We start from the raw sequence: 14269 nt of genomic DNA, 5'->3' as shown, positions 1-14269 counted from the left end.
ATCCCGCGTCGCCCGGGGCGGTCCATTGCGCCGCTTCCGGACACCGACCTGTGAACCGGCTCTCGGAACCTCGCAACAGGCAACGAAAGCGGCAGCGTCGCGTCACGTCGCTCGTTCGTGGGGTGCTGCAAAGGTTTGCGAGACTGATCCGGTGAGAAACCAGGTGAAAAACGCAGTTCCCGTACCGCGGGTCATCGCCGTCGTGGGCCCCACGGCGGCCGGCAAGTCCGACCTCGGCGTCGCCCTCGCCCGGCACCTGGGCGGCGAGGTGGTCAACGCCGACTCCATGCAGCTCTACCGGGGCATGGACATCGGCACGGCCAAGCTGACCCTGGAGGAGCGGCAGGGAGTGCCGCACCACCTGCTCGACATCTGGGACGTCACCGAGGCCGCGAGCGTCGCCGAGTACCAGCGGCTGGCCCGCGCCGAGATCGACAAGCTGCTCGCCGAGGGCCGCACGCCGGTGCTCGTCGGCGGCTCCGGGCTCTACATCAAGGGCACGATCGACGCCCTTGACTTCCCCGGCACCGACCCGGCCGTACGCGCCCGCCTGGAGGAGGAGCTCGCCGAGCGGGGGCCCGGGGAACTCCACGCCCGGCTCGCCGCGGCCGACCCCGCCGCCGCGCGCGCGATCCTGCCGGGCAACGGCCGCCGTATCGTGCGCGCCCTGGAGGTCATCGAGCTCACCGGACGCCCCTTCACCGCCAACCTGCCGGGTGAGGAGCCCGTGTACGACGCGCTGCAGATCGGTGTCGACGTCGAGCGCCCCGAGCTCGACGAGCGGATCACCGTCCGGGTGGACCGCATGTGGGAGGCGGGGCTCGTCGACGAGGTGCGCGCGCTGGAGCGCGAGGGCCTGCGCGAGGGGCGTACGGCGTCCCGCGCGCTCGGGTACCAGCAGGTGCTCTCCTTCCTCGCCGGGGACTGCACCGAGGAGGAGGCGCGCCTGGAGACCGTAAGGGCCACCAAGCGCTTCGCGCGCCGACAGGACTCGTGGTTCCGGAAGGACAAGCGCGTCCACTGGCTGAGCGGCGCGGCCGACCGCCGGTCGGAACTCCCCGGGCAAGCGCTGACGTTGGTCGAACGGGCGGTCACAGCCTGATCACGTGATGGCATCGGGACGCTATGCACGCCCTTACGGCCTGCGGGAGCGTGCCATCATCAAGCTTCGATCGAGCCGTGAAGTCCGAGTTGGGAGGGCGCGTGGCGATGGAGGCCGGCCCTCGCGACAGACCGCAACAGCCGCCCCGGCGGGGGCACCGCCCGGTGGTGGCCGGGGGCGAATCGGAAGCACTGACTCCGGATGGCCCCGAGGACACCGGCGAGACGGACGGCGCCGCCCCCGACGCGACCGCCCCGGCCTCCTTTCGGGAGCTGCGCCCGCAGCGCAGGCTGCGGGTCTGGCAGATCGCGCCCATCGTCGTCCTCGCCGCGATCGGGTCGCTGATGTTCGCCTTCCCGCTCGCCTTCGAGTTCGGCGACGGCGGGCCCGTCGTCGCCATGCTCGGCCTGCTGATCAGCTGCTGCGCCGCGGGCTGGGGCGTGATGGCGGCCCGCCGCGTCGGCTACACCTGGCCCGGCCTGCCGCCCCGGGGCTCCGGCACCCGGCCCGACTGGCGCTACGTCGCCTCGTACACCGCCGTCGTCGCCCTGGTGGTCGTCCTCGCCGTGTGGCGCGTCGCCCGCCTCCGCTAGCGGGCAGCCGGCCCCGAGGGGCCTGGCCAGGGGCGATGTCGTACCCGCCCCGTACCATCGAAGCGTGAGCACTCAGATCGCCTTCCTCAAGGGCCACGGCACGGAGAACGACTTCGTGATCGTCCCCGACCCCGACGGCCGGATCGAGCTGTCCCCGGCCGCCGTCGCCCGCCTGTGCGACCGCCGGGCCGGGCTCGGCGCGGACGGCGTGCTGCGCGTCGTCCGTTCCGCCGCCCACCCCGAGGCGCGCGCGATGGCCGACGAGGCCGAGTGGTTCATGGACTACCGCAACAGCGACGGCACCGTCGCCGAGATGTGCGGCAACGGCGTCCGCGTCTTCGCCCGCTACCTCAGGCACGCCGGGCTCGCCGAGGAGGGCGACCTCGCCGTCGCCACCCGCGCCGGCGTCCGCCGCGCCCACATCGCCAAGGAGAGCTCCGGCGGCGGGATCACCGTCTCCATGGGCAAGGCCCTGCTGCCGGCCGGCCCCGTCACGGTCACGGTCGGCACCCGCAGCCGGCCCGCCCTCCACGTCAACATGGGCAACCCGCACGCGGTCTGCTTCGTCGAGGACCTCGCCGACGCGGGCGATCTGTACACGGCCCCCGCCGTAGCCCCGGAGGGCGCGTACCCCGACGGCACCAACGTCGAGTTCGTCGTGGACCGCGGCCCGCGCCACGTCGCGATGCGGGTGCACGAGCGCGGCTCCGGCGAGACCCGCTCCTGCGGCACGGGCGCCTGCGCCGTGATGGTCGCGGCGGCCCGCCGCGACGGCCTCGACCCGGCGGTCACCGGCCTGCCCGTCACGTACACGGTGGACCTCCCCGGCGGGCGCCTGGAGATCGCCGAGACGCCCGACGGATCCGTCGAGATGACCGGTCCCGCGGTGATCGTCGCGGAGGGCGTCTTCGACGCGTCCTGGCTGGACACCGTCCTCGGCTGACGCCCGCCCGCCACGGGCGCACTACCCCGGCCCGGGACCGTTTGCCGAGCGACCGGCAGCGTGGCTCGCTCGAATGGGTGATCCGTTTCACTCTGGGCGAGAGCGGGCGAGCAGTGCGTGATGGGCTCGGTAGCATCAAGCACCGGTCCGGAGGCGTGAGCCGACCGCCGGTCGACGCTGCCGGAGGTGCCCATGAGCGCAGACGCCCCGAACGACGGTGCTCCCGGCCGCTGGCGCGGCCGGGCCCGTCTCGACCTGAGACGGCTGGGGCGCGCCGCGCTGAGCGGCTCCGGCTCCCGGGGCCGGCTCCCGGACGCGATCGACCACGTCGCCAAGGTCCACCGCGCCCACCACCCCGGAGCGGACCTCGACATCCTCCGCCGCGCCTACCTCCTCGCGGAGTCCTCGCACCGCGGTCAGACGCGCAAGAGCGGCGAGCCGTACATCACCCACCCGCTCGCCGTGACCCTGATCCTCGCCGAACTGGGCGCCGAGACGACCACCTTGACCGCCTCCCTGCTGCACGACACGGTCGAGGACACCGAGGTGACGCTGGATCAGGTGCGGGGGCAGTTCGGCGAGGAGGTCCGCTTCCTCGTCGACGGCGTGACCAAGCTGGAGAAGGTCGACTACGGCGCGGCGGCCGAGCCGGAGACCTTCCGCAAGATGCTCGTCGCCACCGGCAACGACGTCCGCGTGATGTCCATCAAGCTCGCCGACCGCCTGCACAACATGCGCACCCTCGGCGTGATGCGCCCCGAGAAGCAGGTCCGCATCGCCAAGGTCACCCGTGACGTGCTGATCCCCCTCGCCGAGCGGCTGGGCGTCCAGGCCCTCAAGACCGAGCTGGAGGACCTCGTCTTCGCGATCCTCCACCCCGAGGAGTACGCCCGCACCCGCGACCTCGTCCTCTCCCACACGTCCCACGCGGCCGGGCCGAACCCGCTGGAGGCGACCGCCGAGCGCATCCGCTCCGTCATGCGCGACGCGGGCATCGCCGCCGACGTCCTCGTCCGCTCCCGGCACTTCGTCTCCGTCCACCGGGTGCGCCTCAAGCGCGGCAAGGTGACCGGCTCGGACCTCGGCAGACTCCTGGTGCTCGTCGGGGAGGACGCCGACTGCTACGCCGTCCTGGGCGAACTGCACACGTGCTTCCAGCCGTTCGTCTCCGAGTTCAAGGACTTCATCGCCGTCCCGAAGTTCAACCTCTACCAGTCCCTGCACACCGCGGTGGCCGGCCCGAGCGGCGAGCCCGCGCAGGTCCTCATCCGCACCCATCAGATGCACCGCGTCGCCGAGGCCGGCGTCGTCGCCCTCGGCAACCCCTACGCGGCGCCCGAGACGCCCGACGCGACGGACGGCGAGCGCGTCGACCCGACCCGGCCGGGCTGGCTCTCCCGGCTCCTGGAGTGGCAGCGCGCCACACCCGACCCCGACACCTTCTGGACCTCGCTCCGCGACGAGCTCGCCCAGGACCGCGAGGTCACCGTCTTCCGCGCCGACGGCGGCACCATCGGCCTGCCGGCCGGTTCCAGCTGCGTCGACGCCGCCTACGCCCAGCACGGGGAAGGCGCGCACGCCTGCATCGGGGCGCGGGTCAACGGCCGTCTGGCGACCCTCAGCACCGTCCTGCGCGACGGGGACACGCTGCACCTGCTGATGTCCCGTGACACCGTGTCCGGCCCCTCTCCCGACTGGCTGGAGCACGCCCGTACGCCCGCCGCGCGGATCGCCATCGAGCGCTGGCTGGCCACCCACCCGGCCCCGGACCCGGCCGCTTCGCCGGCGCCGGCGGCCGCGGACCGCCCCTGCCCGCCGCCCCGCTCGACCGCCCCGGCCCTGCGCTGGCCGGTGGTCGTCGCGGCCGACGGCGCCGACCTCGCGGCCGCGAGCGTCCGGCTGGCCGGCTGCTGTACCCCCGTGCCGCCCGACAAGGTCACGGGCTTCGAGGTGCGGGGCGGCACCGTCACCGTGCACCGCGCCGAGTGCCCGGCCGTGGGGCGCATGACCGCCTCGGGCCGTGAGCCGGTGGACGTGCGCTGGGGCGCGCCCGACGGCGCCGTCGCCTGCGACTACCGCGTGACCCTCCGGGCCGAGTCGTTCAGCAGGCCGCACCTCCTCGCGGACCTCACGGAAGCCATCGCCGCCGAGGGCGCGGCCGTGATCTCGGCCGCCGTCGAGCCGCCGCACGAGCAGCGGGTGCGCCACACCTACACCCTCCAGCTCACCGACGCGGGCCGGCTGCCGGAGCTGATGCGGGCGATGCGCCGGGTGCCGGGGGTCTACGACGTCGAGCGGGCGGGGCGGGCCGTCGCGGGCGCCCCGCTGTGACCCGAGGGCGGCCCAACCGCTCGCCCGGTGGCCGCACATCCTTCCGGAACGCTCATATGGGTGGGGCGGCGTCGTGCCGCCGACGGCGGGGGCCCCGGCGCTGATAGCGGTGGACGCATGCCCCAGACACCCGGGAGACGCTCCCCGATCCCCTGGCGGTCCGCGTGCCGCCGGGCCGCCCTCGCCGCAGCCGTCTCGGCCCTCCTCCTGGGCGCCGCCGCCCCGCCGTCCGCGACCCCGCAGGGCATCGGCGACCGGCTCTTCCCGGAGCTGGGCAATCCAGGCTTCGACGTCATCGCCTACGACATCGCGTTCACCTATCACGGCAACGACAAGCCGCTCGACGCCGTCACCACGCTCCAGGCCGAGGCCACCGACCGGCTGGACCACTTCAACCTCGACTTCGCGGGCGGCGCCGTCCGCTCCGTGGCGGTCAACGGCCTGCCCGCCGAGTTCACCCCCGCCAAGGAGGACCTGGTCGTCACCCCGGCGGTCGCCCTGCCCGACGAGGGGCACTTCACCGTCACCGTGCACCACACCAGCGATCCGCGCGCCGCCGACACCGGCTGGGTGCCCACCAGCGACGGCCTGGTCATGGCCAATCAGGCCGACGCGGGCCACCGCGTCTTCCCCGGCAACGACCACCCCTCCGACAAGGCCCGCTTCACCTTCCGCGTCACCGCCCCCAAGGATCTGACCGTGGTGGCCAACGGGCTCCCCGACGGGCGCTCGACCAGCGGCGCGCAGACCACGTGGACGTACCGCAGCCCGCACCCGATGGCCACCGAGCTCGCCCAGGTCTCCATCGGCCGCTCCGCCGTCCCCCACCGCACCGGCCCGCACGGCCTCCCCGTCCGCGACGTCGTGCCCGCCGCCGACCGGCGCCGGCTGGAGAAGTGGACGGCCAGGACGCCCGCCCATCTGGCGTGGCTGGAGAAGAAGATCGGCCCGTACCCCTTCGAGACGTACGGGGTGCTGCTGGCCGACGCCTCGACCGGCTTCGAGCTGGAGACCCAGACCCTCTCGCTGTTCGAGCGCAACCTGTTCGTCAGGACCGACATCCCCGGCTGGTACCTCGAGTCCGTCATGGTCCACGAGCTCGCCCACCAGTGGTTCGGCGACAGCGTCAGCCCGCGCGCCTGGTCCGACCTCTGGCTCAACGAGGCCCACGCCACCTGGTACGAGGCGCTGTACGCCGAGGAGAAGGGCGGCACCTCGTTCACCGCCCGGATGCGCACCGCCTACGAGCACTCGAACGCCTGGCGCGCCGACGGCGGCCCGCCCGCAGCCCCCAAGGTGCCCCAGCCGGGGCGGAAGACGAGTATCTTCCGCCCCAATGTCTACGACGGCGGGGCCGTGGTGCTCTACGCGCTGCGCCAGAAGATCGGCGCTCCCGCCTTCGAGCGCCTGCAGCGGGAGTGGGTCGCCGGCCACCGCGACTCCACGGCCGGCACGACCGACTTCGTCGCCCTCGCCTCGCAGGTCTCCGGCCAGGACCTGACACAGTTCCTGAGGGCCTGGTTGTACGAAGCAACGACCCCGCCCATGCCTGGTCACCCGGACTGGAAGCCCGTCTCGAAATCCGCGTGACGACCAGGCCACGGCGTGGCACGATCAACAGGTCGGCGCGGCGGCCGAACTCGGGAATCTCCGGGCGTCGTCACGCGTTGTCGACGGTGTGGCTCCGGTCAGGAGCCACCTCTTCCCAACGACGTAAGGATCAAATGACCTCCTCTTCTTCCCTTCCCCAGGACCGGCAGAACCTCCCGGATGGCCTTCGGGCCGACGCCCTGATGGAAGAGGACGTCGCCTGGAGCCACGAGATCGACGGGGAGCGCGACGGCGAGCAGTACGACCGCTCCGAGCGCGCTGCGCTGCGCCGTGTCGCGGGTCTCTCCACCGAGCTGGAGGACGTCACCGAGGTCGAGTACCGCCAGCTGCGCCTGGAGCGCGTGGTGCTGGTCGGTGTCTGGACGTCCGGATCGGCGCAGGACGCGGAGAACTCCCTCGCGGAGCTCGCCGCCCTCGCGGAGACCGCCGGCGCCCTCGTACTCGACGGTGTCGTCCAGCGCCGCGACAAGCCCGACCCGGCCACGTACATCGGCTCCGGCAAGGCCCAAGAGCTCCGGGACATCGTCCTGGAGACCGGCGCCGACACCGTGGTCTGCGACGGTGAGCTCAGCCCCGGTCAGCTCATCCACCTCGAGGACGTCGTCAAGGTCAAGGTGGTCGACCGCACCGCCCTGATCCTCGACATCTTCGCCCAGCACGCCAAGTCCCGAGAGGGCAAGGCCCAGGTCGCGCTGGCCCAGATGCAGTACATGCTGCCGCGGCTGCGCGGCTGGGGTCAGTCGCTCTCCCGGCAGATGGGTGGTGGCGGTGGCGGCGGCATGGCCACCCGCGGCCCCGGTGAGACCAAGATCGAGACGGACCGCCGGCGGATCCGCGAGAAGATGGCGAAGATGCGCCGGGAGATCGCGGAGATGAAGACCGGGCGCGACATCAAGCGCCAGGAACGCCGCCGGAACAAGATCCCGTCGGTCGCCATCGCCGGTTACACCAACGCCGGCAAGTCCTCGCTGCTCAACCGGCTCACCGGTGCGGGCGTGCTGGTGGAGAACGCCCTGTTCGCCACCCTCGACCCGACCGTCCGCCGGGCCGAGACGCCCACCGGGCGGCTCTACACCCTGGCCGACACCGTCGGCTTCGTCCGGCACCTGCCGCACCACCTCGTCGAGGCGTTCCGCTCCACCATGGAGGAGGTCGGCGACTCCGACCTGATCCTCCACGTGGTGGACGGCTCGCACCCGGCGCCGGAGGAGCAGCTGGCCGCCGTGCGCGAGGTCATCCGTGAGGTCGGCGCGGTCGACGTGCCCGAAATCGTGGTGATCAACAAGGCCGATGCCGCGGACCCGCTCGTCCTGCAGCGCCTGCTGCGGGTCGAGAAGCACTCCATCGCGGTCTCGGCGCGCACCGGCGAGGGCATCGAGCAGCTGCTGGGTCTGATCGACACCGAGCTGCCCCGGCCCGCCGTCGAGATCGAGACGCTCGTGCCCTACACCCAGGGCTCGCTGATCGCGCGGGTCCACGCCGACGGTGAGGTGATCTCCGAGGAGCACACCGAGGAGGGCACCCTCATCAAGGCGCGGGTGCACGAGGAGCTCGCCGCGGAGCTCCAGCGCTGCGGGACGACCGGCGACTGACCGGTCCCACCCGGAACGTAGGAACGCGAAGGCCCGCCCCCGATACCGGGGGCGGGCCTTCGGTCTTGGAAGACCGTTTCTCCGACCGCTTCCCGGAGCCGCTCAGGGGGCTCCGGGCGGTGCCTCAGCGCTTGGCGAACTTCTGGCTGAGCGCGTCGTAGACGCCCTTCGCCTCGGTGCCGAGGCGCGGGCCCGCGAGCCATGTGCTGTCGGACGGGCCGATGGAGGTGTTGGAGACCAGCACCACCTTGCCGTCGCGCTTGGCGAACCAGCCGCCGCCCGACGAACCGCCGGTCATGGTGCAGCCGATGCGGTACATCGTGGGCTGCGACGGCTCGATCGTCAGCCGGCCCGGCCGGTCGACGCAGTCGTACATCTTCTGGCCGTCGAAGGGCGGCGCGGCCGGGTAGCCCCAAGCGCCCATGGACTGGATGGACTTCACCTGCGGAGCGTTGAAGTCGACCGTAAGGGCGTTGCCGACGGTCTCCTCCAGTGACTTGCCGGCCCCGGCCTCGGGCTTCACGTGCAGCACGGCGAAGTCGTAAGGAGCGCCCGCGCCACCGGTCTCCGAGCCCTGGGTGATCCACTGGCCGGAGGTCTGGGCCCAGTCCGCCCACCACACGCCGTACGGGGCGACGTCCTGCACCGGAGCGGTGTTGACCTGGGCGCCGGGCAGGCCCTTGTCGTTGTAGGACGGCACGAAGGCGATGTTGCGGTACCAGCCGCCCTTCTTGCCGGCGTGCACGCAGTGGCCCGCGGTCCACACCATGTTGGACTTGCCGGGGTGCGCCGGGTCCTTGACGACCGTGGCCGAGCAGACCATGTGGCCCTCGGGGCTGTCGAAGAAGACCTTGCCGACCGGGGCGGCGTAGTTGTGGTAGGGCAGTTCGACCGACTTGGCCTGGACCGGGTTCGGCTCCGGGTCGGTGACGCCCTGGTCGCCCGAGGCGCCCGGGGCCGCCCCGGGAGCGCCCTTGCTGGTGAGCGTCTTGTCGCTGGAGCGCGCGTCCTTCATCGTGTCGGGCTTCCAGTGCCCCTTGATCATCGGGTTGATGAAGTCGCGCGCCTCACGGAGCCACTGATCCTTGTCCCAGTTCTTCCAGGCGCCGTTCTTCCACTTGTCCAGGTCCTTGAGGGAGGACGGGAGGTTCTTGGGCAGCTGGATGACGTCGTCGCCCGTCTGCGCGGCGGAGGCGCTGGGCTTGTCGCCGCCGGCGGCCTTGTCCTCGGAGGGGCCGCACGCGGTGGCGGTCAGGGCCAGCGCGGCGGACAGGACGGCCGCGGCCAGCGCGGGCCGGCGGATGGAAGGCATGGAGTGGGTTCCCCCTGATCGATCTGCTGTGTGACGGTGTGCCCGCTCTGCTCGGAACACCCTATGAAGTTGTCATGCACCGCCCCAGTGGAGGAGCAGGGCCCCACTATGCCGGTGGAAGGGGAGACGGAGGAGGCCGGGTCCCCGGTTCCGCACCGAAGGATCTTGACCGTCGGCCGTGTTCCGTGGCCCGTGGCGTCGTTGGTACGTACGGGAGAGAACCGACCGGCGTTCATCAGCAGGAGGATCCGAAGCCGTGGCCGTGACCCAGCTACCGCCGACGGCACAGTCGTCCACGGCCCACGACGGCATTCTCCGGCGGCAGTCGGCACGGGAACCGGCCGCCCGGACGTACGCACGCTCCCTGCCCATCGTGCCGGTGCGCGCCCGGGGCCTGACGATCGAGGGCGCCGACGGACGCCGCTATCTGGACTGCCTCCAGGGCGCCGGGTCACTCGCGCTGGGCCACAATCACCCGGTCGTGCTCGAAGCCATCCGCGCCGTCCTTGACTCGGGGGCCCCGCTGCACGTCCTGGACCTCGCGACGCCCGTGAAGGACGCCTTCACCAGCGAGCTGTTCGCCACCCTGCCCCGGGAGCTGGCCGACTCCGCGCGCATCCAGTTCTGCGGACCGGCCGGCACGGACGCCGTGGAGACCGCGTTCACGCTCGTCCGCACCGCCACGGGGCGCGACGGGCTGCTGGCGTTCACCGGCGCGCACCACGGCATGGCGGAAGGGCCGATGGCCGCGCCCGGCGCCCGGGTGACCTGGCTGCCCTTCCCGCAGGACTACCGCTGCCCGTTCGGCATCGGCGGCGAGGACGGCGCGCGCCTGGCCGTGCACTGGACCGAGAGCCTGCTCGACGACCTCGGGAGCGGCGTCCGCGCCCCGGCCGGCATGGTCGTCGAGCCCGTACAGGGCGAGGGCGGGGTCGTCCCCGCGCCGGACGGCTGGCTGCGCCGGATGCGCGCCGTCACGGCGGCCCGCTCCATCCCTCTGATCGCCGACGAGGCGCAGACCGGCGTGGGCCGCACGGGGACGTTCTGGGCGGTGGAGCACAGCGGGATCGTGCCCGACGTGATGGTGCTCTCCAGGGCGATCGGCGGCGGCCTCCCGCTCGCCGCCGTCGTCTACCGCGCGGACCTCGACGCCTGGCGGCCCGGCGACCACGCGGGCACCTGCCGGGGCAACCAGCTGGCCATGGCGGCCGGCACCGCGACCCTGCGCCACGTCCGGGAGAACGGCCTCGCCGGCCGCGCCGCGGCCCTGGGCGAGCGGATGCTCCGCCGCCTCCGCGAGCTCGCCCGGGAGTACGACTGCGTAGGGGACGTGCGCGGCCTCGGGCTCATGACCGGCATCGAGTTCGTCCGCCCCGGCGGCCCCGCCGGGCAGCCGGCCCCGGAAGGCGCCGGCGACGCCGCGACGGGCCCCGGCGCGGACGGTGGACGGCCGGAGTCCGATCTGCTCGCGGACGGCCTCTGGCTGGCGGGCCCCCAGCCGGGCGGCGCCGGGCAGCCCGGGTCGGCCCTGCCGCCGCAGGCCGCCGGGCGGCCGGGCCGTGCGGCTCCCGCCGGGGCGGAGCCGTACGGCTTCCGCGCCTCCCACCGGCCCGAGCCGCCGCCCGCCGCTCCGGAGCTGGCCGTCGCGGTCCAGCGGGAGTGCCTGCGCCGGGGCCTGATCGTGGAGCTGGGCGGCCGCCACTCCTGCGTCGTACGCCTCCTGCCACCGCTCACCCTCACCGACGAGCAGGCCGAAGCGGTCCTCGACCGGCTCGCCGACGCCATCGCCGCGGTCTGCCGGACGGGCCACCGCGCAGCCACCCTGAGCACGCCGAAGGAGGCAGGCGCCGCATACCCGGCCTGAAGCCGTGGCATGCCCGCCGCACACCGTATGAACGCACCCCACGGGACGGACGCGTCCACCGCCGCCCAGGAGCGCGAGCCGGGCCGGCCGCCCGGGCCCGTGCCGCCCCCTGCGGTGCCCCACCAGAGCGGCCGAGCCGCCCCCGTGGCGGCCGCCACGGACCCACTCGAACACCCCGACCCGAGGATCGCGGCGGACGCCGCCACGGTCGAGAGCCTGCTGCGCTGCTGGGTCAGGGAGAACGACCTCTCCCGGCCCGAAGGCGACGCCCTTACGGTGCCCCTCACCGCCAGCGGCACCGCGCTGACCGTGCCCGTACGCCACTGGTCCGCCGCCGGCTGGCACCGCTTCGGTCCGGCCGCCCTGACGGGCGGCCCCGCCGACGCGTCGGCGGTCGACGCCGTCACCCTGGCCGCCCTCCTCGTCCGCGAGGCGGCGCACCACGCCGTACGCTCCGGCGGCACCCCCGCCGAGGACGGCGCCGCGCTCGTCGGGCGGGTCGCGGACTCGGCCCGCCGCACGGCGGGGTTCCTGGCCGCCCGCCGTGCGCGGCCCGCCGACCCCGACACCCGTAACCTCTTCCTCCACGCCGAGCAGTCCCTGCTCCTGGGCCACCCGCTCCACCCCGCCCCCAAGAGCCGCGAAGGGCTCTCCGAGGCGGAGTCCCACCGCTGTTCCCCGGAGGCGCGCGGCTCCTTCCCCCTGCACTGGCTCGCCGTCCACCGCTCCCTGCTCGCCACCGACTCGGCCTGGACCGAGCGCGGCCGCGCCGTGGACGCCGTCACCCTGGCCGTCCGGCTCGCGGGGCCGGGCCTGCGCGTCCCCCCGGACACCGTGCCGCTGCCGCTCCACCCCTGGCAGGCGCGTGACATCCGCTGCCGCCCCGCCGTGGCCGCCCTCATGGACGCCGGGCTGCTCCGCGACCTCGGCCCCTTCGGCGAGCCCTGGCACCCCACCTCCTCCGTGCGTACGGTCCACCGCCCCGGCGCGCCCGCCATGCTGAAGCTTTCCCTGGGGCTGCGCATCACCAACTCCCGCAGGGAGAACCTCCGTAAGGAGCTGTGGCGGGGGGTGGAGGTGCACCGCCTGCTGCGCAGCGGCCTCGCCGAGCGGTGGCGCGCGGCCTGCGCCGGCGGGCTCGGCTTCGACATCGTCCGCGACCCGGCCTGGCTGGCCGTGGACGCCCCGGACGGTACCCCGCTCCCCGGCCTGGACGCCGTCGTCCGGCACAACCCCTTCGGCCCCGGGGACGACGCCGCCTGCCTGGCCGGGATCGTCTCGCCGCGCCCTTGGGCGGACGGCCTCGAAGCCCCGGGACCGGCGGGGCACCTCACCATGCACTCCCGGCTCGCCGATATCGTCGGCCGACTCTCCCTGCGCACCGGCCGGCCCGTCGGAACCGTCTCCGCGGAGTGGTTCCTGCGGTATCTGGAGGCCGTCGTCCGCCCTGTGCTGTGGCTCGACGGCGAGGCGGGCATCGCCCTGGAGGCCCATCAGCAGAACACCCTCGTCCTCCTCGACCGGGACGGCTGGCCGGTCGGCGGGCGCTACCGCGACAACCAGGGCTACTACTTCCGTGAGTCCCACCGAGAGGCGCTCGACCGGCTGTTGCCCGGGATCGGGGCGGAGAGCGACACCTTCGTCTCCGACGCGGTGGCCGACGAGAGGTTCACCTACTACCTGGGCATCAACAACGTCCTCGGGCTGATCGGCGCCTTCGGTGCCCAGCGCCTCGCCGACGAGCGGATCCTGCTCGCCGCCCTCCGGCGCTTCCTCCAGGGCGCCGCCGGCGGACCGGCCGCGACCCGCTCGTCCCTGCCCGCCCGTCTCCTGGAAGCGCCCACCCTGCGCTGCAAGGCCAATCTGCTGACCAGGCTGCACGGGCTCGACGAGCTCGTGGGACCGGTCGACACCCAGTCCGTCTACGTCACCATCGCCAACCCCCTGGTCACGTCCGCCGGATGACCCGTGGCCGGTGCCCCGGACTCCGGGGGCTGGGCGAACGGGGTCCGGGATCCCGGAGCGGCCGAGGCCGGACGGACCTCCGGCCCGGCCGAAACCTCGAAAGGAGCGTGTGTCCGTGCAACCCACCGACCCCGGTGTCCACTCCAGCACCGAGGACACCCTCGACCTGAGGCTGCCGGACGACTTCGTCGAGCTCATCGCCTGCGACCGGCCGGAGGCGGCCGGGGGAGGGCTCGGCCAGGGCGCCGGGCAACCGATGGGCGGGTCCGGCCAAGGGCTCGGCCTCGGTGGCCACGACCTCCTCGACTTCCTCGCCGACTGGGGACCCGTCGCCACCCCGGTGGGCGGCTTCCAGCTCGTCCCCGTCCGGCTGGAGCGCGATCTCCCGCTCCTCGCCCGGTGGATGAACGACCCGGCTGTCGCGGCCTTCTGGTCGCTCGACGGCCCCGAGAGCGTCATCGAGGCCCACCTGCGCGCGCAGCTCGACGGGGACGGCCGCAGCCTCCCCTGCCTCGGCGTGGTCGGCGGCGTCCCCATGAGCTACTGGGAGATCTACCGCGCGGACCTCGACCCCCTCGCCCGCCACTACCCGGCCCGGCCGCACGACACCGGCGTCCACATCCTCATCGGCAAGGTCGCCGACCGGGCCCGGGGGATCGGGAGCCGGTTGCTGCGCGCCGTCTCCGACCACATCCTGGACCACCGGCCCGCCTGCGCCCGGGTCGTCGCCGAACCGGACCTCCGCAACACCCCCTGCGTGGCCGCGTTCCTCAGCGCGGGCTTCCGGCTGACCGGCGAGCTCGACCTGCCGGGCAAGCGCGCGGCCCTGATGATCCGCGACCGCGCCCTGCGCGCGCTCCTCTGAGCCCCCGGCGCGCCCCTCTTCACGCCGTCGCGGCACAACTGGGCACGCCCCGGCCCGATTTCCGCTCACTCGTACGGGCGGATGTCGCGCG

At 73.8% G+C, this 14269-nt stretch carries 10 protein-coding genes; 9 read left to right on the top strand and 1 reads right to left on the bottom strand.

What is annotated here, in order from left to right:
• Positions 1 to 163: 163 nt before the first annotated feature.
• The 6 genes from miaA (at position 164) to hflX (ending at position 8172) form a co-directional block, all read left to right on the top strand.
• Positions 164 to 1102: a tRNA (adenosine(37)-N6)-dimethylallyltransferase MiaA gene (gene miaA, locus AF335_RS16970; RefSeq protein ID WP_102919208.1), complete on the top strand. Its 939-nt coding sequence runs from the start codon at positions 164 to 166 to the stop codon at positions 1100 to 1102.
• 107 nt (positions 1103 to 1209) lie between these two features.
• Positions 1210 to 1695 (top strand): hypothetical protein, encoded by a 486-nt coding sequence (locus AF335_RS16965; RefSeq protein ID WP_102919207.1) that lies wholly within the window; start codon positions 1210 to 1212, stop codon positions 1693 to 1695.
• A gap of 64 nt (positions 1696 to 1759) precedes the next feature.
• Positions 1760 to 2638 carry a diaminopimelate epimerase gene (gene dapF / locus AF335_RS16960; protein WP_102919206.1) on the top strand — a complete coding sequence of 293 codons (879 nt, stop codon included), beginning with the start codon at positions 1760 to 1762 and terminating at the stop codon, positions 2636 to 2638.
• Positions 2639 to 2830: 192 nt separating this feature from the next.
• Positions 2831 to 4969 (top strand): RelA/SpoT family protein, encoded by a 2139-nt coding sequence (locus AF335_RS16955; protein ID WP_102919205.1) that lies wholly within the window; start codon positions 2831 to 2833, stop codon positions 4967 to 4969.
• 117 nt (positions 4970 to 5086) lie between these two features.
• Positions 5087 to 6559, top strand: coding sequence for a M1 family metallopeptidase (locus AF335_RS16950; protein ID WP_102919204.1), 1473 nt, complete (start codon positions 5087 to 5089; stop codon positions 6557 to 6559).
• A gap of 134 nt (positions 6560 to 6693) precedes the next feature.
• Positions 6694 to 8172, top strand: a complete 1479-nt coding sequence (gene hflX / locus AF335_RS16945) for a GTPase HflX (protein ID WP_102919203.1) — start codon at positions 6694 to 6696, stop codon at positions 8170 to 8172.
• 124 nt (positions 8173 to 8296) lie between these two features.
• On the opposite strand, the gene AF335_RS16940 is transcribed toward hflX, so the two are convergent.
• Positions 8297 to 9484 carry a trypsin-like serine peptidase gene (locus AF335_RS16940; RefSeq protein WP_102919202.1) on the bottom strand — a complete coding sequence of 396 codons (1188 nt, stop codon included), beginning with the start codon at positions 9482 to 9484 and terminating at the stop codon, positions 8297 to 8299.
• 256 nt (positions 9485 to 9740) lie between these two features.
• Here AF335_RS16940 and AF335_RS16935 point away from each other — a divergent pair, with 256 nt between their 5' ends.
• Genes AF335_RS16935 through AF335_RS16925 form a run of 3 tightly spaced genes read left to right on the top strand, consistent with a single transcriptional unit; the run spans position 9741 to position 14178 of the window.
• Positions 9741 to 11348 (top strand): aminotransferase class III-fold pyridoxal phosphate-dependent enzyme, encoded by a 1608-nt coding sequence (locus tag AF335_RS16935; protein ID WP_102919201.1) that lies wholly within the window; start codon positions 9741 to 9743, stop codon positions 11346 to 11348.
• A 27-nt stretch (positions 11349 to 11375) separates the two neighbouring features.
• On the top strand, positions 11376 to 13313 hold the full coding sequence (locus tag AF335_RS16930) for an IucA/IucC family protein (protein WP_228773512.1): 1938 nt from the start codon (positions 11376 to 11378) through the stop codon (positions 13311 to 13313).
• A 10-nt stretch (positions 13314 to 13323) separates the two neighbouring features.
• A complete protein-coding gene (locus AF335_RS16925) occupies positions 13324 to 14178 on the top strand; it encodes a GNAT family N-acetyltransferase (RefSeq protein ID WP_376697870.1) in 855 nt (284 codons plus the stop codon).
• Positions 14179 to 14269 lie beyond the last annotated feature (91 nt).

The organism is Streptomyces eurocidicus (genome assembly GCF_002891295.1).
In the GTDB taxonomy this organism is placed as follows: Bacteria; Actinomycetota; Actinomycetes; order Streptomycetales; family Streptomycetaceae; genus Streptomyces; species Streptomyces eurocidicus.
The sequence above is the reverse complement of the archived record's forward strand: the minus strand, read 5'-3'. Positions and strand labels throughout refer to the sequence as shown.